We start from the raw sequence: 22,309 nt of genomic DNA, 5'->3' as shown, positions 1-22,309 counted from the left end.
TCGTCACCGCACATCGAGCACCGAGGTGCGGGCGTCGCGCACAACCTCATAAGAGACGGAGCCCTTGAACACCCGCTGCAGGCGGGTGCGCCCCTCATCGGAGACGACGATCAGCTTGTAATTGGCGCCATGGCGGACGATCTGCTCGGCCGGATCGCCGACGGCGACTTTGACATGAGCCACCTCGATGCGCATGGATTTCAGCAGCGCGCGAGCATTCTCCACCGCCTCGCGGGCAAAGGGGCGGCCCTTGAGGGTAGGGGCGACTGCGAAAAGGGTGATCGGTGCACCACAGGTCTTGGCGAGCACGGCAGCACGCTTGACGCCGTCGGTCGAACGCGCGCTGCCATCGGTGCAGATGAAGAAGCCGGTTTTCTGATGGCTGCCCTTGCGTGCCACCAGAACCGAACAGGGTGCCAGCATGGCAACCTTCTGCACCACGCTGCCGCCGAAGAATATGGACCGGAATTCGCTGTGCCAGCGGGACGATTCGCCCAGGATCATCAAGTTGTAAGGGCCGAGCTCATATTGGTCGAGAATGCCACTCGCGGTGTCCGGCGCCGTCTTGAGTTTCAGAACGATACTGCGCCCGGTGGTCTCGTCACGGTATTCGACCTTGTTGTCGCCGAGGGGATCACCCCACACATCCGTATGCGCGATCGAGTATGTCCAGCCCTCGAGCGTCATGCCTTCGGATTTGAGCAGCTCCAGCCCCTCGCGCAGATCGCGGATGCCGGGCAGCTCAATGCCCCAATCGAGCATGTTCTGGCGGGCCACACGGACCTGCAATCCACCCGAGGCAAGCCCGTGGTCCACATGGCGGACATAGAGCAGGATGATGTCGCATTCATCGGGGCGGCCGAGATAGGCGGCCATGCGGAGCGCTTCATTCGCCTCTTCTGAGCCGTCAATGCAGACGAGAATGCGAAAGCGCTCGCGCCGCCGCCGGCGCAGCTCATCGAGCTGCTTCTGGACGGCCTTCTCGTGATGGGTTGGCGGGCGGCGTCGCGGCTTGACCGCCGCGGTGCCCGCCATGGCGGAAACGGGGGGCCGGCCAAACAGCATCTTGAGCTGGTCGAGCACAGTCATGCAAATAGATTAGCGCCAGTGATCGATGAGCGGCCATAAGAATTCGGCCTGCAGCAAAAGCAGGATCATCGACATCAGAGCCATGCGCCAGCCAACGCGCAGGAAATCCGAGATTTTCAGATAGCCCGAGGAGAAGACAATGGTGGAGGCGGGCGAGCTTGCGACCGCCAGATAGGCAAAGGCGGAGGCGAATGCCGTGATGAAACCGATCTGGATCGGATCGGCGCCTGTTGGCCCGGCAAGCTTCAGAACAATGGGGCCTAGAACCGCAACGGCAGCGCCCGGGGCCATGGTATTGGCAACCGCAGCGGTGAGAATCGCCACGCCCGCCAAAAGCCCCAAGCCGCTGCCCAGGCCGATTGGCGCGAAGAGGGCGAAGACCTGGTCGGCAAGCCAGCTTGCAGCGCCAGTGGTCTGCATCTCCACCCCTAAGGAAATCGCTGCGGCATAGAGCAACACGACGCCCCAGTTCACGCCGGAATTGATGTCTTCCCATTTCACCAGGCCGGTCACCAGGAAAGCGCAGGTGCCGAGCAGGGCGACCGTTCCCATGCCGATGAGCTGGGATGCGGTGATCCAGCCGATCATGATGAGAATGAAAATGAACACGGAAAGCCATGCGCCGGGGGTCATGGGCCCATCGAGCTCGATCTGGAGGCGCAGCTTGGCCACCGCCCGGGAAAGATCCTGACGTTCAGGCCGGAAAGTGAAGTAGAGGATCGGCGTTACGAACAGGAGCTGGGCGATGAACAGCGGATAGCCGTAGAGCATCCAGGTCAGATAGTCGATCACATAGCGCCGGGTCGCAGGATTGGCGGGGTTATAGAAGAATTCCTGCCAATAGCCGATCATGATCGCGTTGCGCGCGCCGCCGGATGGGGTGCCGATGCCAGCGGTGGTGCAGCCGAACACGATCGAAAAAAGGATGAAGGCACTCAAATTGCGGATGCGCGCCGGGTTCTGCGCGGTGAGCGAAATGAGGGTTATCCCCACGGGCAGCATCATCGCAGCCACCGTGTGCTCACCAATGAAGGAGGCCATCAGGCCACAGACCGCGGAAATTCCGAAGCATACATTCACGGTGCGGGTGCCGGTGATCCGCACGATGCTCCAAGCGATGCGCTTGTCGAGCTTCTGCTTCACGACAGCCACGGCCAACATGAGCGAGCCCATGATGAACAGGACGGAATCGGTCATCAGATTGCCGGCGACGATGTCGGAATCGACACCGACCAGCAGCACCTGGCCCACGATGATGAGCAGGGCGACGGTTGGCAGCGGCACCGGGTGGGTGATGAACAGCACGGTTGCCGCACCGGACATGATCAGCATCACCCAGCCTTCCTGGCTCAGGCCGTGGGGCGGTGCCAAAGACAGCATCAGCGCGCCGAAGCCGAGCACGAAGAAGAACCACCGCTTCTCCCAGAAATAATAAAGGTCGATCTGGGCGCGCAGGACGAGCAGACGCTGATAGCCCTGGCGGACAAGCCAAGTCGACCATCCGGCGGATGGCTCATGCGCTTGCAAGCTGTCGCGGGCCAGTGTCATGCTCGACATGGTGGCGGACATGGAGATAATTGCCTCTTGCTCGCCCCGATTACCGCTGACACTATCCCCGACCAGCAAATGGATAATTACCGATTGCGCCGCGCCTTGGCGTTATCGCGACCGTATCCGGGGAAAAATGTCAGATATACCTTCATCCGTGTTGTCTCATATTGACCAGGGCTTGGACGCAAGCCTTGGCCGGCTGTTCGATGTGCTCCGCATTCCGAGCGTCTCGACCGACCCCGCCTATGCGGAGCACTGCGAGCGCGCAGCAAGGTGGCTCGAGGCCGAGCTTGGCGGGCTTGGCTTCGAGGCCTCGGTCAGGCCGACACCGGGACGTCCCATGGTGGTTGCCCATTATAACGCCGCGGGCGGGGCGAACGCTCCGCGCGTCCTGTTTTATGGACATTATGACGTGCAGCCACCGGACCCGCTGGACAGGTGGACGAGCCCGCCCTTCGAGCCGCGAATAGTCACGGGGGCAGACGGGGGCCGGCAGATCGTCGCCCGTGGCGCGGCCGATGATAAGGGTCAGTTCATGACCTTCATCGAGGCGGCGCGCGCTTGGATCGCCGCCGAGGGCAAGCTGCCGGTCAATGTGACCATCCTGCTCGAAGGCGAGGAGGAAACCGGCAGCCCAAGCCTTCTGCCGTTCCTCAAAGCGAATGCTGAGGAGCTCAAGGCGGATGTGGCGCTGGTGTGCGATACCAATATGTGGGATGCGCAGACACCTGCCATTTCGACCCGGCTACGCGGCCTCGTCATGGACGAGGTGACGATTACCGCACCGGCGATCGATCTCCATTCGGGGCTTTATGGCGGTCCGGCCCGCAACCCGATCCGGGTGCTCACGCGCATTCTCGCCGGCCTTCATGATGATCAGGGCCGGGTCACGCTGCCCGGCTTCTATGACGGGGTCGAGGAGCTGCCGCCCGAAATCAGCGCGCAATGGAAATCGCTTCATTTCTCGGCCGAAACGTTCCTCGGCGAAATCGGCCTCAGCGTTCCCGCGGGTGAGCAGGATCGCTCCGTTCTGGAACAGCTGTGGTCGCGGCCGACCTGCGATGTCAACGGCATCTGGGGCGGCTATACCGCGGCCGGCTCAAAGACGGTGATCCCGTCCAAGGCATCGGCCAAGGTCTCGTTCCGGCTGGTCGGCAAGCAGGACCCGCTCAAAATCAGGGAAGCGTTCCGCGAGTATGTGCAGGCGTCTCTGCCTGAGGATTGCAAGGCCGAGTTCATCGGCTATGGCGCGAGCCCGGCGATCGAGATCCCCACGGATAATCCGCAGCTCACCAAGGCTGCCGAGGCGCTGAAAGAGGAGTTCGGCCGGCCCGCGGTGATGATGGGCTGCGGCGGATCTATTCCGATCGTCGGCGCCTTCCGGGCCATGCTCGGCATGGATAGCCTACTCATCGGATTCGGCTTGCCGAACGACCGGATCCACAGCCCGAACGAGAAGTATGACGTCGCGAGCTTCCATCACGGCATCCGCAGCTGGGCGCGAATTCTCGGTAAGCTGAAGATGTAAGCCCCGCACTGGCACGCCTTTCGCAGGATAGACCTCGGAGACGGGCGGTCGAGCACCAATCTGGCACGCTGCCCGTTCGTCGATGCTCAGGTCAGGCGGGAGGGCCAGATGAGGCTTGCAGTCGATCAGATCCGCATTCCGTGTGTTGTCATGCGGGGCGGTACATCGCGCGGCGCGTTCTTCCATCGGGATGATCTGCCGGCTGACCCCGCGCTGCGGGATGCGGTGCTGGTTGCGGCCATGGGCAGCGGCAATCCCCTGCAGGTTGACGGCATCGGCGGTGGCAATCCGCTCACCAGCAAGGTTGCAATCGTCTCGACTTCAAAACGGCCGGATGCGGATCTCGACTATCTCTTCGCGCAGGTCAATGTCGAGCGGGCCTATGTGGACACCAAGCCCAATTGCGGCAACATGCTTGCCGCAGTCGGACCCTATGCGCTCGAGGCCGGCCTCATCGAGGCGCGGGCACCGCGCACCACGCTGCGCATCTATAATGTGAATACCGATGCGGTGATCGAGGCGACCGTCGAAACGCCTGGCGGCGTGCCGACTTATGCCGGCGACTGCCGGATCGATGGTGTGAACGGGACCGGCTCGCCGGTGCGGCTCAATTTCACCGCATCGGAAGGCGCTGTCACGGGCATGCTGCTGCCGACCGGCCGCGCCAAGGACATTATCGACGGGATCGAGGTCTCGGTGATCGACTATGCGGTTCCGGTGATGTTCGTGCGGGCAGAGGATGTGGGACTGGCCGGCGATGAGACGCCGGCATTGCTGAACGCGAACCGGCCGCTGTTTGAAAGGCTCGAGGGGTTGCGCCTTGAAGCAGGGCGGCGGGCAGGGCTGGGGGATGTCTCAGGCTCGGTTCTGCCGAAGGTGGCCGTCGTCTCGAAGCCCGATCATGAGGGCAGTGTGCGCTCGCGCTATTTCACCCCGACCACCGCGCATGAAAGCTATCCGGTCACCGGGGGGCTGTGCCTGGCGGTCGCCTCATGCCTTCCTGGCACGGTGGTGAGTGAGATCACATCTCGCCGGGTGCAGGGCACCGGGGTGACCGGCATCGAGCATCCGGTGGGCATGCTCGAGATCGAGATCGCGCTCAGCCGGAAAGGCGCAAACCATTCGCCGATCTCCAGCGCGTCGCTGGTGCGCACCGCAAGGCGGATTTTCGACGGGTTCGTCTACGTGCCGCGGCAGGTGATGGAGGCGGTTACAGCGCCTGTGCCGAATGGCCTTATCCATCGTGCCGCGTGAGGGGGAGGGGAACCATGCAGAATCTATCCGCATCAAGGAGCTTCCGCGTGATCACAGGCGCTGGTGGAGCATCCGCTGGCGGTGCCGATATGGCCGGTGCGGCGGGTGCAACGGGCGCGCGTGTCGGCCGGCATGGCTTGCCCTGGCGCGAGGGGCGCGGCGGCACGGTGCTCATCCTCGGCAATTACCGTCCGGCGCTCACCGCTGCGCGCGTGCTTGCGCGGCTCGGTTACCGGGTGGCGGTGACGGGCAGCGCTGAGCAGCCCTTCGCCGAATATTCGCAGGCTGTCACTCAGGTCTGGGACGCGCCTTCGCCCAAAGACAAGGGCTTTGTGGCAGCGCTTCTCTCATTCATCGACGGCCATGATGACATCGTCGCCCTGATGCCGGTGAGCGAGGCGATGCTCGATATTCTCGCTGCGAATTGGACGGCCCTGACCGACCGCGGCGTCAGGCTCGCCATGCCGCCGGCTGCGATCGTAAGGCAGTGCCACGACAAGACCGGCATGCTGGATATCGCCAGCGCCGCCGGGTTGGACTGCCCGCCCTATGCCGTTGCACCGAACGCGGACCTCCTGCTGGCCACGGCGGACAAGGTGGGCTTCCCCCTGGTCATCCGGCCGCTCACTCCGGGCACCCGTTTCGGCAAGCTCAAGGCGATCACGCTCGAAAGCCGGGAGGCGCTTATCGCCTATCCCGCGGAAACATTCGAGGCGGCAGGGCCCATGCTGCTGCAGCGTTATTTCTCAGGGCGTCGGTATAATGTCTATTTCGCCGCGCTCAACGGGCGGATCATCGATGAGCAGCATGCCAAGATCTTCCGGTCAGACCGGGCCGATGGCAGCGGGCTCACGGTTGAGGGCAAGACCATCCCGGACGTGCCCGAGCTGTCGGGAGATGTTCATGCGCTGGCCGGCGCCTTGGGCTATACGGGCGTGGGCTGCGCTCAGTTCCTCTTCGACGAGGCCACGGGCAAGCGCTGCTTTCTCGAGATCAACCCGCGGTTTGGTGCGAACTACGCCTTCATCGAAGCGGCCGGCATGCAGCTGACGAGGCTTTGCATGCTGCTTGCCGGGTCCGATCCGGTCGAGCCGAGACTTGCGCCAAGGCTCGACAAGAAGCGGGTCCATTTCGTGTGGACCTATGGGGACCTGGCCGGGCTTGTTCATGAGCTCGCCAATCGGGAGATTGGGCTCAAGGGCGCGATCGGCTGGCTCGTTGAGGCTGTCCGGGCTGCGGTGAAGGCGGATATGCATGTGACCTGGTCGAGAACCGATCCAAAGCCCACCCTGATGACCTATTTCGGACGGGTCGGCCGCTGGGTGGGGCTTGGCCGGCGCTGAAGCTGGCCCGGTCGCATTTTCTTCGAACGGGTATCCACTTCGGTCGAAAATGCTCTAGCCGCCGGTCACGGACATATGGCGGCCCAGCGCGGGCTTCTTGTGCCGACGATCGATGATGAAGTCATGGCCCTTAGGCTTGCGGGCGATCGCCGTATCGATCGCCTGACAGAGCAGCTCATCGCTTTCCGAGGCGCGCATGGGCGCACGCAGGTCAACCGCATCTTCCTGCCCAAGGCACATGAACAGGGTGCCGGTGCAGGTGAGCCGCACCCGGTTGCAGCTTTCGCAGAAATTGTGGGTCATGGGCGTGATAAAGCCGAGGCGGCCACCCGTCTCGCGCACCGTCACATAGCGGGCGGGGCCGCCGGTCCGGTAGGGCGATTCCTCCAGTGTGAAGCGCTCTCGCAAGCGGGCCCGCACCAGGGACAAGGGCAGGTACTGATCGGTGCGGTCACCATCGATATCGCCCAAGGGCATGGTCTCGATGAGGGTCAAGTCCATGCCTTGCCCGTGACACCAGAGCAGCATGTCCTCGATCTCATGCTCATTGACGCCCTTGAGCGCCACCATGTTGATCTTGACCTTGAGGCCTGCTGCCTGTGCTGCGGCAATGCCGGCCATCACCTTGTCCGGGTCGCCCCAGCGGGTGATCTGGCGGAAGCGGTCAGGATTCAGGGTGTCGAGGGACACATTGATGCGCCGGATGCCGCAGTCATAGAGCCCCTGGGCATAACGGCCGAGCTGGCTGCCATTGGTGGTCACGGTCAGCTCATCCAGCGCGCCGCTCTCGAGGTGGCGCGAGAGGCCGCGAAACAGGGTCATGATGTCCTTGCGCACCAGCGGTTCACCGCCGGTGATGCGCAGCTTGCGGACCCCTTTGCTGATGAAGGCCGAGCAGACGCGATCCAACTCCTCGAGGGTGAGAATGTCCCGCTTCGGCAGAAAGGTCATGTTCTCCGCCATGCAGTAGACACAGCGGAAATCGCAGCGGTCAGTGACGGAGACGCGCAAATAGGTGACGTGACGCCCGAAGGGATCGATCATTTGCGCATGCATCTGCTTGTGATGAATATTCATGATCTCTTGCCGTCGCGCCCCATCTCGCCCAGCGGACCTGCCACTGCCCAAGCCGTCTCGCGGGGACAATCCTCCGCCTATAGGGCTCTATATAAGCAAGTTGAACCGGATGTCGCCAGGGGCGGGCAGATCAAGGTGACTTTATCTCGAAAATCGTCGGGGTGTTCTGCACCAGGTTCACCTTCCATCCATCCGGCTTCAGCCGGCGCAAGTCGCGGGGATGGATGAACTCATCCCTAAACCAGGGGAAGCGCTGGGGCGAGAACGTCTCCTTGATCCAGTCGATGACAATGGACACGCGGGTAGAGCTGCGCACATCGGGATGATAGGTCATCCAGATGTCGACGGAGTGGTGGAAGCCGACGTCAATCGGTTGAAGATCATCGGAGAGCACAGCGGCATAAGTGGCCAGGCCGCCAATGCCGGCGCCCTTTTCCACCGCGTGATAATGGGCGGTGCTGGCATTGGTTCGGATCGCAACGATACCTTCGGGGTTGTCGATTCCAAGGAAGCGCGCCGCAACGCCATCTTCCAGCTGCGGCGCACTCTGATCGACCAGCCGGTGGCGCATGATATCCTCGCGCGACCGCGGCATTCCATAGGCAGCGATATAGTCGCTCGAGGCAAAGGGATAGATATGCAGCCGGCCAAGCTTGGTGACCTTCAGGTCGGGATTGGTGGGTCTTGTGAACTGGATCGCGACATCTGCCTCCATGCGCAGGACGTCGGCGCTCTCCATGGCGCATTTCAGCTCGATGATCAGCTTCGGGTTGGTGCGCTGCAGCTCGACCAGGCGGGGTGCCAGCCAGTAGGTGCCCAGGCCCTCGGTGATGGAGACGCGGACCAGACCGGAAGGGTTGGTGTCGGCGCCCTGGACCGCGCGCAAAAGCTCGTAGCTGGTCATCTCCATGCGCTTGGCATGGGAAAGGATCGCCGCGCCCGCCGGGGTCAGCTCGACGCCGTCGGGCAGGCGGTCGAACAGGCGCACCTGCAAGGTTGCCTCGAGCTTATCAATCCGACGGACAATGGTGGACGAACTGATCTTAAGTCGATCCGCAGCCTGTCTCAGGGAGCCGCAATCTGCCGCCGCGATGAACAGCCGGAGGTCGTCCCAATCCGGCTGTGTAGCTGGATCGGCGAGGTGGCTCAGTTCTGCAGCACGCCGCTCCGAATTTTTAAGCAAGGCCCCGCTCCGAAGTATGGGTAAATCTCAACCACTTCCTGGGCTTATGCGCAGTCTATGATTTCGCTCTTATGAACGCGCTGACATTTCCTAGATATCCATAACAATCCGTCAATGGCTATCCAGGGAATTCGAAACGGGTGGTTCGCAAGAGCGGCTTCGAGCCCGGGAAGCAGGTAATGAGTGTTAATAGACCACGTGAGCTTGACTATCTAGTTCTAAACAGCTTGCCGAAAGGCGTCCATATCCGACCTGTCCGGACCGACGAAGTCGATGTTCTTTATCAGCTTGCTATCCGGCACTTCGGAAATGAGATTGCCAGCTTCGATGTCGTCAAGCGGATCATCGGGCATCACCCGGAATCTGCTTTTGCTATAGGGCGCTACGGCAGGTCGAGGACGTTCAAGCCACTTGGCTATGTGGCGCTCTTGCTGCTCAACCGCGCGGGGGTGAGCCGTTTACGGAACGGCCAGCTCAATGCGGCTGATCCCGATCTGTCGCTACTGTGCCGGCCCGACGAGGAACCGGCCGGGATCTATGTCTGGGGCGTGGTCGCGCCAGGCAAGGCGATTGTCGGGTTGTTGAAGATGATGGAAGTTCTCAAAAAGGAGCCATATTGCCACGCGGATATCTATGCGAGACCAGCCTCGAAGTCCGGATTGCAGCTTATGCAGGCACTCCAGTTCGAGCGGATCTTCGCGGGGGCATCTCCCGGCGAGAAACCGCTCTATCGATACAGACGATTGATCAATCGTAACGGGGCTCGTTGTGTAGTATGACATGCGTGGTCAGGCGACGGGGTAAATGGAGCAGGGTATGAGCAGGCTCAATGCCAGCTATTCCTTCAATACCTATAAGAAGGGCGAACAGAGATCGCCTTTCACCAATAGGAAGGAAATCGGTATAAAGATCGTCGACTGTATCGAAGACATGATGAAGGTCTTCGCTATACGATCCGCGGTCTATCTAAGCGAGCAGGACTGCCCATACGAGGAAGAGTTCGACGGGAACGATTTTTCCGCGTCCCACCTCCTCGGCTATATCGGGGATGAACCTGTCGCCTGTATGCGGATCCGGTATTTCGCCGATTTTGCCAAGCTCGAGCGGTTCGCGGTCCGCCAAGCCTATCGAAAGTCGCGCATGGCCATGACCATGGCCAAGGCGGCGATCGAACTGTGCCGGATGAAGGGCTATACCAAGATCTATGGCCATGCCCAGGATCCGCTGGTAAGCTTTTGGGCCCGGTTCGGCGGCAAGCCGGTTGAGCCACGGCGCGAGCTGATCTTCTCTGACTATCGCTATACCGAAATCGTCATCGAGGTGGAGCCGCATCCAGAAGCGCTGTCGCTCAAGACCGACCCTTATGTGCTCATTCGACCGGAAGGGCAGTGGGACAAGCCGGGCGTCTTGGATCGATCCGTCACCCGCTCCGGATCGTCGGACAATTGAGCCTGGTTACCTCGGGCGGGCAGGCTTGCGCCTGAGGTGGCGTCCGTAAATCGGGCTCCGTATCGTTCGCATTACCGGGTATGATCGCGCTCCGAGTGAGGGCGCCCCATGCAATTCATCGACGCGGAAAGCGTGCACAGGCTCCTGGATTTTCAGGGGCTCGTCGAGGCATTGGCGGTGGCACATCGGCTGCCGCCGCCATTGGATGATCGCTCCGAACTCCATCACAGCGGGGGCGGTGAAACGCCCGATACGTTCTTTGTCCTGCCTGCCTGGGCGCCGGGTCATGCGTTCGGCGCCAAGCTCGTCACTGTGATGCCGCTCAATCCTGCAAAACCCGGCGCGCTGCCGGCGGTGCAGGGGGTCTATGTGCTCTTGGATGGGGAGACGGGAACGCCAAAGGCCCTCATCGATGGGACGGTGCTCACCTATTACAAGACGGCAGCCGATTCAGCCCTTGGCGCCAGACTGCTGGCCCGCCCGGATGTCTCGACCCTGCTCATCTGCGGGGCGGGAGCGCTTGCGCCCTATCTCGTCCGGGCGCATGCCGCGATAAGGCCGGGTCTGCGCCGGTTCATCGTCTGGAACAGGTCGGGTGGTAAGGCCGCCAAGCTTGCGGAGGCGCTTGCGGTCGAGGGCTTTGCGGCGGAGATAAGCGATGATCTTGCGGGCGCCGCGCAATCGGCCGACATCATCACCTGCGCGACGGCAGCGGTTGCGCCGGTGATTCAGGGGCGCTGGCTTAAGCCCGGCTGCCATCTCGATCTCGTCGGAAGCTTCACGCCCGAGATGCGCGAGTGCGATGACGAGGCGGTGCTGCGGGCGCGGCTCTATTGTGATTCACGCCGCTACGGCATCGATCAGCCCGGCGATCTCGGTGATCCTTTGCGCCGCGGCATCATCCGACGGAGCGACATCATCGGCGATTTGTTCGAGCTTTGTCGCGGGGAGGTACCCGGGCGGCAAATGGCTGAGGAGATCACGCTGTTCAAGAATGGCGGCGGCGCTCATCTGGATCTGTTCACGGCCATGTATCTGATGGAGCGAGTTGCCGCATCGACTGGGAGTGCGGGATGAGCGGCAGCGAAGCGATGCAACCGGCGGTCCAGCGCGGGCCCTCAATCGCCGCGGTCGCGGCCGGCGTGCTCGCCGCGAGCGTCGGATTTGCCAGTTCGTTTGCGGTGGTGATCGCCGGGCTGCAGGCGGTTGGGGCTTCCCCCGCCCAAGCCGCATCGGGGCTGATGGCGCTGGCGGTGGTGAAGGGCGTCTGTGCCATCTATCTCAGCTTCAAGCACCGCATGCCGATCAGCCTCGCCTGGTCAACGCCAGGAGCAGCGTTGCTTGCGAGCTCCGGTGCGGTCGAAGGGGGCTTTTCCGCAGCCGTGGGCGCTTTCCTTGTCTCAGGCCTGTTGATTGTGTTCGCCGGCCTTTGGCGGCCTTTGGGCCGAGCCGTCGCCGCCATTCCCGCCCCTCTGGCCAATGCCATGCTCGCGGGCGTGCTGCTCGGCTTGTGCCTTGCTCCGGTCAAGGCGGTTGCCGAGCTGCCCGCCTTTGCGCTGACGATCATCGTGACCTGGGCGATCGTCGCCCGGTTCAAAAGGCTCTATGCGGTGCCGGCAGCGGTGCTCATGACGGTCGTCCTCCTGATCATCAGCACCGACCTTGCCGGCCAGGAGATTGGCTCGCTCTGGCCAATATTGGTGCCGGTCACGCCAAGCTTCTCGCTGTCCGCCATCATCGGGATCGCCTTGCCATTGTTCATCGTCACCATGGCTTCACAGAACATTCCGGGTATGGCGGTGCTCAACGCCAACAATTATCGTCCTGATCCGGGGGCGCTGTTCACCTGGACAGGCTTGTGCAGTCTGATTGCGGCGCCCTTCGGGGGACATGCGCTCAATCTCGCCGCCATCACGGCCGCCATCTGCGCGGGGGATGAGGCCGATCCCGATCCCAAGCGGCGCTACTGGGCAGCGGTGATCGCGGGGATCAGCTATGTGGTGCTCGGCTTGAGTGCGGCTGCTGCGACTGCCCTGCTTGCGGCCTCGCCACCGATCCTCATCCAGGCGGTTGCCGGTCTCGCCTTACTTGGGGCATTCGGCGCCGCCTTGATGGGGGCTATGGCGGACCAAACCAATCGCGAAGCGGGTGTGGTAACCTTTCTCGTCACCGCGTCAGGCATCGGACTGCTTGGCATCAGCGGCGCCTTCTGGGGGCTGGTGGCGGGCGGTGCCATCTATGCGCTGACCCATTGGCGGGCTGCTGCCCAATAGAGCGTTTTCGCCTTTTCAAGGACGCATCTTACGGCCCGACCTTCGCTGGACCAGTCTGATAGGCGCCGAACTGGCGGATGGCGACCGGCAAGACCAAGGCGGCACCGAGCAAGGTCGAATAAAGCTCCGGGGCGATCAGCAGGATCGAGGCGAGCACGAGCAATAGACGCTCCCAGGCCTTCAGGTGGGTCAGAAGGTAGCCGGAGAGGGCCGCACCGAGGCAGGTGATGCCGGCCGCGCAGCCCAGGAAGGCGAGGATGAAGGATCCCCAGCTGAAGTCCTTGGTCACAAGCAGAAGCGAGGGCGAAAAGACAAAGACAAAGGGCACGAGCACCTTGCCAAGCCCGAGCCGGAAGGCGGTGTTGCCCGTCTTGAACGGATCGGCACCGGCCATGCCGGCCGCCGCATAGGCCGCGAGCGCGACGGGGGGCGTGATGTCAGCGAGCACGCCGTAATAGAAGACGAAGAAATGGGCGACGATCGGCTCGACACCGAGCAGGCCCAGGGCCGGCGCAGCGATGGTCGCCATGATGATGTAATTGGCGGTGGTGGGAATGCCGCAGCCCATGAGGATGCAGACCACGCCGGTCATGATCAGCGTGAACAGCAGGGTCAAGCCCTTCGGGCTGAAGATCTCGGGGGGAATGATGCCGCCAAACCAGGTGGCGATATCGGCGGCAGTGGTGGTGACGATATAGGAGATCTTGAAACCGACGCCGGTCAGGGTGACGACGCCCACGATAATCCCTACGGTGGCGGCGGCAGCGCCAACGGCGAGCGCGTATTTCGCGCCATCGCGCAGGCCCACGAAGATCTCGCCGATGCTCATGCGGTTGCGCGGATTGAGCAGCCCGACGGCAATACAGAGGGTGATGCCCCAGAAGGCTGCGAGATAGGGCGTGTAGCCCATAAGCAGAATGGTGATCAGCGCAATGAGGGGAATGACGGTCGGCCAGTCGCGCTTCAGGGCGGCCGCCACGTCTGGCATTTCATCGGGCCGCAAGCCGCGCAGGCCGTTGCGCTTGGCCTCGAAATGCACCTGCATGAGCACGCCGAAGAAATGCATGAAGGCCGGCACGATCGCAGCCAGAATGATGGTCGTATAGGGGAGGCCCAGAAATTCGATCATCAGGAAGGCTGCAGCGCCCATGATGGGCGGCGTGATCTGGCCCCCGGTGGAGGCCGCCGATTCAACCGCCGCCGCGAAATGCCGCTTGTAGCCCAGCTTGATCATCGCCGGGATGGTGAGCGAGCCGACGGTGACCGTGTTCGCCACGGACGAGCCTGAAATCATGCCGAACAGGGCCGAGCCAAAGATCGATACCTTGGCGGGGCCGCCTGCAAAGCGGCCGGCCACCCAGGCGGCGCAATCCAGGAAGAGCTGGCCCAGCCCGATACGCGTCGCAAAGACGCCAAACAGCACGAAGTGAAAGACATAGGTCGCGACCACGCCCAGGGCGATGCCGTAGATGCCTTGGGTGGTCATATAGAGATGATCGATCAGCTGCGAGAGGCTCGATCCGGGATGGACGAGAATGCCCGGCATGGCAGGGCCATAGAGCGCATAGGCCATGAACAGCAGTGAAATGATCGGGAGAGGCCAGCCCACCGAGCGGCGGGTCGCCTCGAGCAGCAGAAGAATGAGCGCGCCGCCGAAGAAGACATCGGCCGCCGTGGGATTGCCGACCCGGAATGCCAGCTCGTCCAGCGGGATCAGCGGCACATGCATCACAGCAAACACCGCAAGGATCGCGAGTGCCCAATCCAGGAGGGAAATGCCGAAAGGCCTAATCAGGCTGCTCGGGGCGGGTTCGGTATAGCCGCGCTTCGATAAGGGAAAGACCAGAAAGACCAGCGCCAGGACAAAGGACAAGTGGATGCCGCGGTGAAGCATCTCAGGCAGAAGCCCGAAGCCGGCGGTGTAATAGTGAAAGATTGACAGCGCGACCAATGCCGTCCCGACAATCAGGCCGGGCACGGGCGATAGGGGGCGGAAGCGGATTTCGGAATCGAATTTCTCTTCGAGCTCGCGCGCTTTCTCTTCGTCGAGTTCGAGTGGAGCAAGGTGCACGTCGTCTTGCTTCGAGTCCGTCATCAGACAACCTTGGTTTTGAGAATGTGCCCACAAAGCGCGAAGGGCCGGATTGATACCCGCCGAGCCCCGTAAAGTGCTTCAGAAATAGCCGCATGCTGGGCCTGCATGCGGCTTAGGAGGCGTTGAATTCCGTCAATGGGGTCCGTGGCCCGGCCGCATTTATTTCAGGATGCCCGCTTCCTTGTAAAAGCGCTCAGCGCCGGGGTGCAAAGGTATGCCAAGGCTGGTGGTGGCATTCTGCAAGGTGATCATCTTGCCTTTGGCGTGACCCGCATCGAGCTCCTTGCGGGTCGCATCGCTCCACAGCGCCTTGGTGATGTTGTAGACGAGCTCCTCGGGCTGCTTGGCGCTGGTGACCCATTGAGCCGCCACCGCGAGCGTCTTGGTCTCGCCCACGCCCGTATAAGTGTTCGCAGGCACAGTGTCTTCGCTGAAGAAGCTGTATTGCTCCAGCAGCTTCTTGGCGCCCTCGCCGTCAATGGGGACGAGGCTGATGCCTGAGGATGTGGCCAGCTCGGAAATGGCACCCGTGGGATATCCACCGACGAAGAAGTAGGCATCCAGCGAATTGTCCCGCAGCCGGTCGCCAGCAGGGCCGGGCTTCAGATATTCAGGTTGAATATCCTTCTCGGTCAGGCCGTAAGCTGCCAGCACGATCCGCGCATCGACGATGGTGCCCGAGCCGGGCTCGTCGATCGAGACCCGCTTGCCCTTGAGGTCGGCAACGGATTTGATGTTGGCATCCTTGCGCGCGACGATGTGAATGGTTTCGGGATAGAGCGTCGCGATGAGGCGGAGATCCTCGACCTTGGGCTTGCCTTCATAAAGACCGGTGCCGGTATGCGCCCAATAAGCGACGTCGGACTGGGTGAAGCCCGATTCCATGCTGCCGGCCTGGATCGCGTTGATATTCGCAACGGAGCCGTTGGACGAGACCGCCGTTGCCACAAGACCCTCGACGCCGTGGCCGCTGGTGGCGGAGATCGCATTCGCAATCAATCCGCCGATCGGGTAGTAGGTGCCGGCAGTACCGCCGGTGCCAATTCGGAAGAATGCCGGTGTCTGCGCGATAGCAAGTGTCGCACCCAAAACCGCGGTTGCGATGGCCAAGCCTAAGAGGCGACCAGATCTAGCGATGAACTTCATCAGCCTTCCCCATGTTCTTCGTCTGCAGACCTGAAAATGGCCGCACACGCTCCAATTGTCGACAGTTTATTCCCGGTTGCTCATCAGCGTTTCGTCTAGGTTGACGGCTATTCATCGCCGAGTCGGGTGTATAGAGCCGAGTTCGCCAGCAACTATAGACGGAAACCACAAATAGCACATGGTCACTCTTGACGTTTAAGTCCAACGTTGTACATATAGACAAAGGTTGGAGGTGAACATGGCTCGTCACACCGGAGCCTCCGCAGCAGCAGTGGCCCCAGAACAGGATATCGACCTCGGGGCCAAAAAGCAGCGCGAGGCTCTTTCAGCGCCTGCGGTCCGACTCTTTTTCAATCTCGCGCAGCGCTGGCAGCTGTCTGTCGGGGAGCGCCAGATCCTCTTGGGCGGCATTGCCCGGCAGACGTACCATAATTGGCAGAATGGCCGGATTTCGGTTCTCTCCCGCGATCAGCTCGAACGGATCTCGCTGGTGCTCGGCATCTACAAGGCGCTCAAGCTCGTGTTCGCGGAGGATGACGGCGCCATGCGCTGGCTGAAAAGCCCGAACCATGACGTTCCCTTCGCCGGGCGCTCGCCGCTCGCGCATATGCTTCGGGGCGGCATGGATGATCTCTACGCGGTGCGCCGCTATCTCGACGCCTGGCGCGGTCTCAAATGACGGACGGACTTGCGACGGTCACGATCAATGCCACCGGCCATAGGCTCATCGCCAGCCGCTATCCGACGGTGGGGGTGTTCGACGAAATCGCCGATAGTGAAGAGGATCTGCGGGCAGCCTTCATCCTGGAAGCGCTGACCAATGACCGGATGACCACGCTCGCAAGCCGGATCACACTATTCGAGCCGGGCGAAATCATCTCCGGACCAACGGCGAGCCTCGTGATGGCGGCCTTCCTGCATGCGGACCAGAAGGGCGGGCGCTTTACCGATGGCAGGCTCGGCGCCTGGTATGCCGCTCTCGAGATTGAGACTGCCATTGCCGAGACCGTCTATCATGCGGAACGTCGGCTGCGTCTGTCGGAGGGCGGATTTCCCAATGTGATTGAGATGCGCGAGCTGATTGCCCAAATGAATGGGCTGGTCATCGATCTGCGCGGGCAGAGGCACACGCGTCCCGATCTCTATGACGCCGCAGATTATTCGATATCACAGGCTTTTGGGGTGAGGCTGCGCTGGCCGCCGCCTGCCGATGGAGATCAGGCCTATAGCATGGCGCATAACAGCAAGCGGCGCGCGGGCAAGAACGGCATCATCTATGACAGCGTCAGGCGGGAAGGGGGGACGTGCCTTTGCATATACCGGCCGTCACTGGTTCAGCTTCCTGTGATGCAGGGCGATCATTACCGCTATAGCTGGAGCGCTTCGGGCAAACTGAGCGTCGCCCGAATCAGCGCCATGGAGGTTCAGGTCACGACCTGAGCCGCTCGATCACCCGCTCGCGCCCGATCAAGGGCAACAAACCCGACATCTCCGGACCGTGATCGAGCCCGGTCAGCGCCTTGCGCAAGGGCATGAACAGGGCTTTGCCCTTGCGGCCGGTGGCCTCTTTAAGGCGATTGGTCCAGTCGCGCCAGGTCTCGGCTCCCCAGGGCTCGTCGGGCAGCAAAGTGCGCGCTTGCGCCAGAAAGGCCGGATCATCCGCCTCAGCCTCCACGGGGTCATTCACGACGTGCCACCACACCGCCGCCTCGGCCACGCGCTCAAGATTGCCGCGCACAGCCAGCCAAAAGGGCTCGCCACCCCCGACGCCCAATGCGGTAAGGCGTTCAGCAACAGCCGTGTAGGGCAGGGAGTGGATGAGCCGTGCGCTGAGTGCGCGCAGCTCCGCCTCGTCGAACCGCACCGGAGCCCGCGAGAGCCGGGCAAGGTCGAAATGCGCGATAAGCTCGGCGACATTCTCAGGCAGATGCACCGTCTCGGAGGTGCCAAGCGTTGCGGCAAGGGTGACCACCGCCAGGGGCTCGATGCCACTCTCGCGCAGGCTCTCGATGGAGAGGGCGCCTGTCCGTTTGGAAAGGCCCTGGCCGTCCGCCCCAAGCAATAAGCTATGATGGGCAAAATCGGGTGCGGTCGCGCCCAAGGCCTCGAACAGCTGGATCTGTACGGCCGTGTTGGTGACGTGATCCTCGCCGCGGATCACGTGGGTGATCTTTTCGTCGATATCGTCGACCACGCTCGGCAAGGTGTAGAGATAGCTGCCGTCATTGCGGATCAGCACCGGGTCGGACAGGCTGTCGAAGTCAAAGGACTGGGGCCCGCGAATATGGTCATTCCAGGCAACCCGCCGCTGCTCCAGCAGAAAGCGCCAGTGCGGGCGGCGGCCCTCGGCTTCAAATCGCGCCTTCTCCTCGGGGGTGAGCTTAAGCGCGCTGCGGTCGTAAACAGGCGGCAGGCCCCGGGCGAGCTGGCGTTTGCGCTTCCGGTCCAACTCGTCAGGGGTCTCGTAGCAAGCATAGAGGCGGCCAGCTGCCTTCAGACGCTCGGTTGCCGCGTCATAGCGGTCGAGCCTGTCTGATTGGCGGAACATGAAATCTGGCCTGAGGCCAAGCCATTCCAAGTCTTCCACGATACCGCGGGCGAAGGCTTCGGTGGAGCGAGCCGTGTCCGTGTCATCCAGGCGCAGCAGGAACTCACCGCCCGTCTTGCGGGCAAAAAGCCAGTTCAGCACCGCTGTGCGGGTATTGCCAATGTGAATTCTGCCGGTCGGGCTTGGCGCAAAGCGCACCCTTGTTGCCATGGCGATCAGCCTCGGTCTCGAAAATGATTGGTGATGGGATAGCGTCGGTCGCGATCGAACGTGCGGCAGCCGAGCTTTACCCCGGGAGGTGCCTGGCGCCGCTTATATTCCGCATGATAGACCAGTTGCTCGACCCGCTCCACCGTCGCGCGGTCAAAGCCGCGGTCGGCGATGGCGGCGATCGATAAATCCTCCTCGATCAGTGCGCGCAGGATGGGATCAAGCGTCTCGTAAGGGGGAAGGCTGTCCTCATCCTTCTGGTCGGGGCGCAGTTCCGCGGAAGGAGGTTTCATCAGGATGGTCTCAGGGATCACCGGGCCTTCCGGACCCTTGCAGCCGCGTGGCCGATGCCCGTTCCGCAGCCGTGCCAGCGCAAAAACCTCGGTCTTGTAGAGGTCCTTAATCGGGTTGAAGCCACCATTCATATCGCCATAGAGCGTGGCATAGCCCACGGAGATTTCCGACTTGTTGCCGGTCGTCACCAGCATCGGCCCGAGCTTGTTCGAGATCGCCATCAGCATGAGGCCACGCATACGCGACTGTATATTTTCCTCGGCGGTATCGATCGCACGGGCGTGAAATAGGGGCGCGAGAGCGGCGTTCACCGCTTCGACGGGCTCGATGATCGAAATGACCTGATGGTCGATGCCCAGAAGATCAGCGCAGGCCTTGGCATCGACCAGGCTTGCGGGACTGGTGTGGCGATAGGGCAGCATCAGGCCGCGAACCTGCTCCGGGCCCAGCGCATCCACCGCGATCGATGCGCAGAGCGCGCTGTCGATCCCGCCGGAGAGGCCGAGCAGGACGCTGGAAAATCCGTTCTTGAGGACATAGTCGCGCAGGCCGGTCACACAGGCGCGATAGACCGCCTCGAGACCTTCCTCGAGAATGGCGCGCGTGCCGGTCGAACACGCCCAGCCGCCGTCGGTGCGCTGCCAGCGGGTGAGCGCGAGCTGCTCCTCCCATGCCTGCAATTGCACAGCCAGGCTGCCATCCGCGTTCAGGATGAAGGACGCACCATCAAAGACAAGTTCATCCTGGCCGCCGATCTGATTGACATAGGCTAGCGGCAAGCCGGTCTCGATCACGCGGGCAATGGCCTGCTGCATGCGGATATCGTGCTTGCCAGCCTCGAAAGGAGATCCGTTCGCGATGATCAGCAGCTCGGCGCCGGCCTCCTGGAGACATTCGCAGACATCTTCCGTCCAGATGTCCTCGCAGATGGCCAGCCCGATCCGGATACCGCGGAAATTGACAGGGCCCGGCACAGGTCCCGCTGCAAAGACACGCTTCTCGTCGAAGACGCCGTAATTGGGCAAGTTGTGCTTGAAGCGGAGGGTGGAGATCGCACCACCATCCAGAAGCGCAACCGCATTATAGGTTTGGCCGTTCTCCGCCCAAGGCGTTCCGATCACCACGCCAGGGCCGCCATCGGCGGTGTCATCCGCAAGCGTCTTAATCGCTCGCTGTGCGCTTTCGACCAGGCTTGGCCTCAAGACCAGGTCTTCGGGAGGATAACCGGAAATGAACAGCTCGCTGAAGACGACCAGGTCCGCTCCGGCGGCCGCCGCCGTCATGCGGGCTTCACGCGCCAGGCCCAGATTGGCTTCGATTGCGCCCATTGTCGGGTTCAGCTGCGCAAGCGCTATCGCGAGTTCATCGGACATGGCATCCTCTTAGCGCCGGTCGCAGGTACGGGCAATCATCCGGGGTGTCGATCGGAACAAAACTGCAACCGGACGTTAGGAAATCATACGCAGAGTCCCGCTAAGCTATAAAAAGTGCGAGCCCGAGGAGCTGAGCATGCGCTGGCAAGATCAACGTCGCAGCACAAATGTCGAGGATCAAAGAGGCGCCGGCGGTGGGTTCGGTGGTCCCGGTGGTTTGGGCGGCGGCGGCATGCGCCTGCCGATCGGTGGACGCGGTGGCATCGGCATTGTCGGCCTGGTGGTGATCCTGGGCCTTTCTTATTTCCTCGGAATCGATCCCACCACATTGCTTGATGGCTCGGGTGGCAATGTCGCGATCACCCAGCAGCAAGGGTCTTATCAAACCGGGCCAAATGCCGGCGGTGCCGGAGCAAACATGGGCGCCGGCCAGCAGAATGCGGCCGTCACCGACCAGATGAAGGATTTTGTCTCGGCGGTGCTCGGCAGTACCGAGGATACCTGGCAGAAGCTCATGCCGCAGCTTGGGACCCAATATACCGATCCGACCCTGGTTCTTTTCAGTGGCGGCATCCAGTCGGCCTGTGGCTTTGCACAGACGGCCATGGGGCCGTTCTACTGTCCGGCCGATCAGAAGGTCTATATCGATCTCGCCTTCTACAAGGAGCTGCGGGACAGGCTCGGCGCTCCCGGCGACTTCGCCCAGGCCTATGTGATCGCGCATGAGGTGGGGCACCATGTGCAAACCCTCCTCGGGATCACCCAGAAGGTCGATTCGATGCGGGACCAGCTGTCGCCGGAGCAGCAGAACCAGCTGTCGATCATGGTCGAGCTGCAGGCGGACTGCTTTGCCGGCGTGTGGGCGAACAATGCCAACAAGAACACCCACCTGTTGGAGCAAGGTGACGTGGAATCCGGCCTAAATGCAGCGGCGGCAGTGGGCGATGATCGCCTGCAGCGGGAGACCCAGGGCTATGTCGTGCCGGAATCCTTCACGCATGGCACATCGGCCCAGCGGGTCCGGTGGTTCACCAAAGGCCTGGAGACCGGTGATCCCCGCCAGTGCGATACGTTCAACGCCTCTCAGCTCTAACCCGGCAAGACGCTCACAGGCCATTCTCGTCGAGAAAAGCCTGGAGCGCGGCATTGAAGATAGCCGGCTGCTCGAAAGGCAGCATATGGCCGGCCGCGGGCACCATCACGTAGCGGCCTTGCGGGATCCTCTGGGCCATCTTCTCCGATACGATCGGGGGCGAAGCCTTATCGTGCTCGCCGACGATCACCAGGGCCGGGCAGGCGATCGTGGCCAGGGTGGCGCGGGCATCGAAGCGGGTGATGAGGTCGAGATAGGCCCGATAGGTCTCAGGCCGCGTGGCCGCCAAGGCCCGTTCGGCGCGTGCCACACCCTGCTCATCCGGGTTGGCGCCCAGCATGGCGGAGGTTGCGGGCCCCGCGAGCTCGGCCATGCTGAGGCCCTTATCCAGGGGGTCGAGACGTTCGCGCAAGAAGCGCTGCTGAAACTCGCCCTTGGGATCGCCAAAGGCGGGGCTCGTCGAGACCAGCGCGAGCCCTGCCACACGCTCGGGCGCTTGCGCGACCACCACTTGCGCCAGCATGCCGCCCAAGGAGTGGCCGACCAGCACCGCACGATCGATGCCCGCCGCGTCCATGTCGGCGAGAAGCACATCGCTGAGGGTTTCGAAGGTCAGGGGCGAGAGCAGGGGCTTGCCCTCGTAGCCCGGCGCATCCCAGGCCAGGACGGGGCGGTCAGCCGAAAAATGCGCCATCTGATCCTGCCAAATCTGGCCTGATCCACCAAGGCCATGGATAAAGACAAGTGCCGACTTCATGGACAGACCTCTCCGAGACCCTTAAATCAATCTCGTCCCTTACCGC

19 protein-coding genes are annotated in these 22,309 nt (G+C 62.3%); 10 read left to right on the top strand and 9 right to left on the bottom strand.

Going from position 1 to position 22,309, the window contains the following annotated elements:
- Positions 1-3: 3 nt before the first annotated feature.
- Positions 4-1,089 carry a universal stress protein gene (locus RCF49_RS04260; protein WP_342642803.1) on the bottom strand — a complete coding sequence of 362 codons (1,086 nt, stop codon included), beginning with the start codon at positions 1,087-1,089 and terminating at the stop codon, positions 4-6.
- 9 nt (positions 1,090-1,098) lie between these two features.
- Positions 1,099-2,658, bottom strand: coding sequence for an SLC13 family permease (locus RCF49_RS04255; RefSeq protein WP_342642802.1), 1,560 nt, complete (start codon positions 2,656-2,658; stop codon positions 1,099-1,101).
- 115 nt (positions 2,659-2,773) lie between these two features.
- On the opposite strand from RCF49_RS04255, the gene RCF49_RS04250 reads away from it, so the two are divergent.
- From RCF49_RS04250 to RCF49_RS04240, 3 genes are all read left to right on the top strand, one after another.
- A complete protein-coding gene (locus tag RCF49_RS04250; RefSeq protein WP_342642801.1) occupies positions 2,774-4,168 on the top strand; it encodes a M20/M25/M40 family metallo-hydrolase in 1,395 nt (464 codons plus the stop codon).
- A gap of 108 nt (positions 4,169-4,276) precedes the next feature.
- Positions 4,277-5,422 (top strand): 4-oxalomesaconate tautomerase, encoded by a 1,146-nt coding sequence (locus RCF49_RS04245; RefSeq protein ID WP_342642800.1) that lies wholly within the window; start codon positions 4,277-4,279, stop codon positions 5,420-5,422.
- 14 nt (positions 5,423-5,436) lie between these two features.
- Positions 5,437-6,765 (top strand): hypothetical protein, encoded by a 1,329-nt coding sequence (locus tag RCF49_RS04240; protein ID WP_342642799.1) that lies wholly within the window; start codon positions 5,437-5,439, stop codon positions 6,763-6,765.
- Between the two features lie 54 nt (positions 6,766-6,819).
- On the opposite strand, the gene moaA is transcribed toward RCF49_RS04240, so the two are convergent.
- Complete coding sequence (gene moaA, locus RCF49_RS04235; RefSeq protein WP_342642798.1) at positions 6,820-7,842, bottom strand: GTP 3',8-cyclase MoaA; 1,023 nt, start codon at positions 7,840-7,842, stop codon at positions 6,820-6,822.
- 130 nt (positions 7,843-7,972) lie between these two features.
- Positions 7,973-9,025, bottom strand: a complete 1,053-nt coding sequence (locus RCF49_RS04230; RefSeq protein WP_342642797.1) for a LysR family transcriptional regulator — start codon at positions 9,023-9,025, stop codon at positions 7,973-7,975.
- 140 nt (positions 9,026-9,165) lie between these two features.
- Here RCF49_RS04230 and RCF49_RS04225 point away from each other — a divergent pair, with 140 nt between their 5' ends.
- The 4 genes from RCF49_RS04225 (at position 9,166) to RCF49_RS04210 (ending at position 12,747) form a co-directional block, all read left to right on the top strand.
- Entirely contained in the window at positions 9,166-9,804 is a 639-nt protein-coding gene (locus tag RCF49_RS04225; protein WP_342642796.1) for a hypothetical protein, read from the top strand.
- A 37-nt stretch (positions 9,805-9,841) separates the two neighbouring features.
- A complete protein-coding gene (locus RCF49_RS04220) occupies positions 9,842-10,474 on the top strand; it encodes a GNAT family N-acetyltransferase (RefSeq protein ID WP_342642795.1) in 633 nt (210 codons plus the stop codon).
- Positions 10,475-10,582: 108 nt separating this feature from the next.
- Positions 10,583-11,551 carry an ornithine cyclodeaminase family protein gene (locus RCF49_RS04215; RefSeq protein WP_342642794.1) on the top strand — a complete coding sequence of 323 codons (969 nt, stop codon included), beginning with the start codon at positions 10,583-10,585 and terminating at the stop codon, positions 11,549-11,551.
- On the top strand, positions 11,548-12,747 hold the full coding sequence (locus RCF49_RS04210; protein WP_342642793.1) for a benzoate/H(+) symporter BenE family transporter: 1,200 nt from the start codon (positions 11,548-11,550) through the stop codon (positions 12,745-12,747). Before RCF49_RS04215 ends, RCF49_RS04210 begins: the two co-directional genes overlap by 4 nt.
- 28 nt (positions 12,748-12,775) lie before the next feature.
- On the opposite strand, the gene RCF49_RS04205 is transcribed toward RCF49_RS04210, so the two are convergent.
- Both RCF49_RS04205 and RCF49_RS04200 read right to left on the bottom strand, forming a co-directional pair.
- Positions 12,776-14,842: a TRAP transporter permease gene (locus RCF49_RS04205; protein ID WP_342642792.1), complete on the bottom strand. Its 2,067-nt coding sequence runs from the start codon at positions 14,840-14,842 to the stop codon at positions 12,776-12,778.
- A 159-nt stretch (positions 14,843-15,001) separates the two neighbouring features.
- Positions 15,002-15,988, bottom strand: coding sequence for a TAXI family TRAP transporter solute-binding subunit (locus tag RCF49_RS04200; RefSeq protein ID WP_342642791.1), 987 nt, complete (start codon positions 15,986-15,988; stop codon positions 15,002-15,004).
- 238 nt (positions 15,989-16,226) lie between these two features.
- Between RCF49_RS04200 and RCF49_RS04195 the strand changes: the two genes are divergently transcribed.
- The gene (locus RCF49_RS04195; RefSeq protein WP_342642790.1) at positions 16,227-16,667 is read left to right on the top strand and encodes an MbcA/ParS/Xre antitoxin family protein; all 441 of its coding nucleotides are present in this window, start codon (positions 16,227-16,229) and stop codon (positions 16,665-16,667) included.
- Positions 16,664-17,428, top strand: a complete 765-nt coding sequence (locus tag RCF49_RS04190; protein WP_342642789.1) for an RES family NAD+ phosphorylase — start codon at positions 16,664-16,666, stop codon at positions 17,426-17,428. The genes RCF49_RS04195 and RCF49_RS04190 overlap by 4 nt, the downstream gene beginning before the upstream one ends.
- On the opposite strand, the gene gltX is transcribed toward RCF49_RS04190, so the two are convergent.
- The gene (gene gltX, locus RCF49_RS04185; protein ID WP_342644116.1) at positions 17,418-18,752 is read right to left on the bottom strand and encodes a glutamate--tRNA ligase; all 1,335 of its coding nucleotides are present in this window, start codon (positions 18,750-18,752) and stop codon (positions 17,418-17,420) included. The genes RCF49_RS04190 and gltX overlap by 11 nt on opposite strands.
- Positions 18,752-20,413: an NAD+ synthase gene (locus tag RCF49_RS04180; protein ID WP_342642788.1), complete on the bottom strand. Its 1,662-nt coding sequence runs from the start codon at positions 20,411-20,413 to the stop codon at positions 18,752-18,754. Before RCF49_RS04180 ends, gltX begins: the two co-directional genes overlap by 1 nt.
- 136 nt (positions 20,414-20,549) lie before the next feature.
- On the opposite strand from RCF49_RS04180, the gene ypfJ reads away from it, so the two are divergent.
- Entirely contained in the window at positions 20,550-21,506 is a 957-nt protein-coding gene (gene ypfJ / locus RCF49_RS04175; RefSeq protein WP_342642787.1) for a KPN_02809 family neutral zinc metallopeptidase, read from the top strand.
- A 13-nt stretch (positions 21,507-21,519) separates the two neighbouring features.
- Here the strand turns inward: ypfJ and RCF49_RS04170 are convergent, their stop codons facing one another.
- The gene (locus RCF49_RS04170) at positions 21,520-22,263 is read right to left on the bottom strand and encodes an alpha/beta fold hydrolase (protein ID WP_342642786.1); all 744 of its coding nucleotides are present in this window, start codon (positions 22,261-22,263) and stop codon (positions 21,520-21,522) included.
- Positions 22,264-22,309: the final 46 nt, after the last annotated feature.

Source organism: Rhodoligotrophos sp. CJ14 (genome assembly GCF_038811545.1).
GTDB lineage: Bacteria > Pseudomonadota > Alphaproteobacteria > Rhizobiales > Im1 > Rhodoligotrophos > Rhodoligotrophos ferricapiens.
This window is presented reverse-complemented; position numbering and strand designations above follow the sequence as displayed.

What these genes read in the sequence shown, in the direction of transcription:
- RCF49_RS04260 (WP_342642803.1), bottom strand. Translation starts at nt 1,089, where the DNA reads ATGACTGTGCTCGACCAGCTCAAGATGCTGTTTGGCCGGCCCCCCGTT.
- RCF49_RS04255 (WP_342642802.1), bottom strand. Translation starts at nt 2,658, where the DNA reads ATGTCCGCCACCATGTCGAGCATGACACTGGCCCGCGACAGCTTGCAA.
- RCF49_RS04250 (WP_342642801.1), top strand. Translation starts at nt 2,774, where the DNA reads ATGTCAGATATACCTTCATCCGTGTTGTCTCATATTGACCAGGGCTTG.
- RCF49_RS04245 (WP_342642800.1), top strand. Translation starts at nt 4,277, where the DNA reads ATGAGGCTTGCAGTCGATCAGATCCGCATTCCGTGTGTTGTCATGCGG.
- RCF49_RS04240 (WP_342642799.1), top strand. Translation starts at nt 5,437, where the DNA reads ATGCAGAATCTATCCGCATCAAGGAGCTTCCGCGTGATCACAGGCGCT.
- moaA (WP_342642798.1), bottom strand. Translation starts at nt 7,842, where the DNA reads ATGAATATTCATCACAAGCAGATGCATGCGCAAATGATCGATCCCTTC.
- RCF49_RS04220 (WP_342642795.1), top strand. Translation starts at nt 9,842, where the DNA reads ATGAGCAGGCTCAATGCCAGCTATTCCTTCAATACCTATAAGAAGGGC.
- RCF49_RS04215 (WP_342642794.1), top strand. Translation starts at nt 10,583, where the DNA reads ATGCAATTCATCGACGCGGAAAGCGTGCACAGGCTCCTGGATTTTCAG.
- RCF49_RS04210 (WP_342642793.1), top strand. Translation starts at nt 11,548, where the DNA reads ATGAGCGGCAGCGAAGCGATGCAACCGGCGGTCCAGCGCGGGCCCTCA.
- RCF49_RS04205 (WP_342642792.1), bottom strand. Translation starts at nt 14,842, where the DNA reads ATGACGGACTCGAAGCAAGACGACGTGCACCTTGCTCCACTCGAACTC.
- RCF49_RS04200 (WP_342642791.1), bottom strand. Translation starts at nt 15,988, where the DNA reads ATGAAGTTCATCGCTAGATCTGGTCGCCTCTTAGGCTTGGCCATCGCA.
- RCF49_RS04195 (WP_342642790.1), top strand. Translation starts at nt 16,227, where the DNA reads ATGGCTCGTCACACCGGAGCCTCCGCAGCAGCAGTGGCCCCAGAACAG.
- RCF49_RS04190 (WP_342642789.1), top strand. Translation starts at nt 16,664, where the DNA reads ATGACGGACGGACTTGCGACGGTCACGATCAATGCCACCGGCCATAGG.
- RCF49_RS04180 (WP_342642788.1), bottom strand. Translation starts at nt 20,413, where the DNA reads ATGTCCGATGAACTCGCGATAGCGCTTGCGCAGCTGAACCCGACAATG.
- ypfJ (WP_342642787.1), top strand. Translation starts at nt 20,550, where the DNA reads ATGCGCTGGCAAGATCAACGTCGCAGCACAAATGTCGAGGATCAAAGA.
- RCF49_RS04170 (WP_342642786.1), bottom strand. Translation starts at nt 22,263, where the DNA reads ATGAAGTCGGCACTTGTCTTTATCCATGGCCTTGGTGGATCAGGCCAG.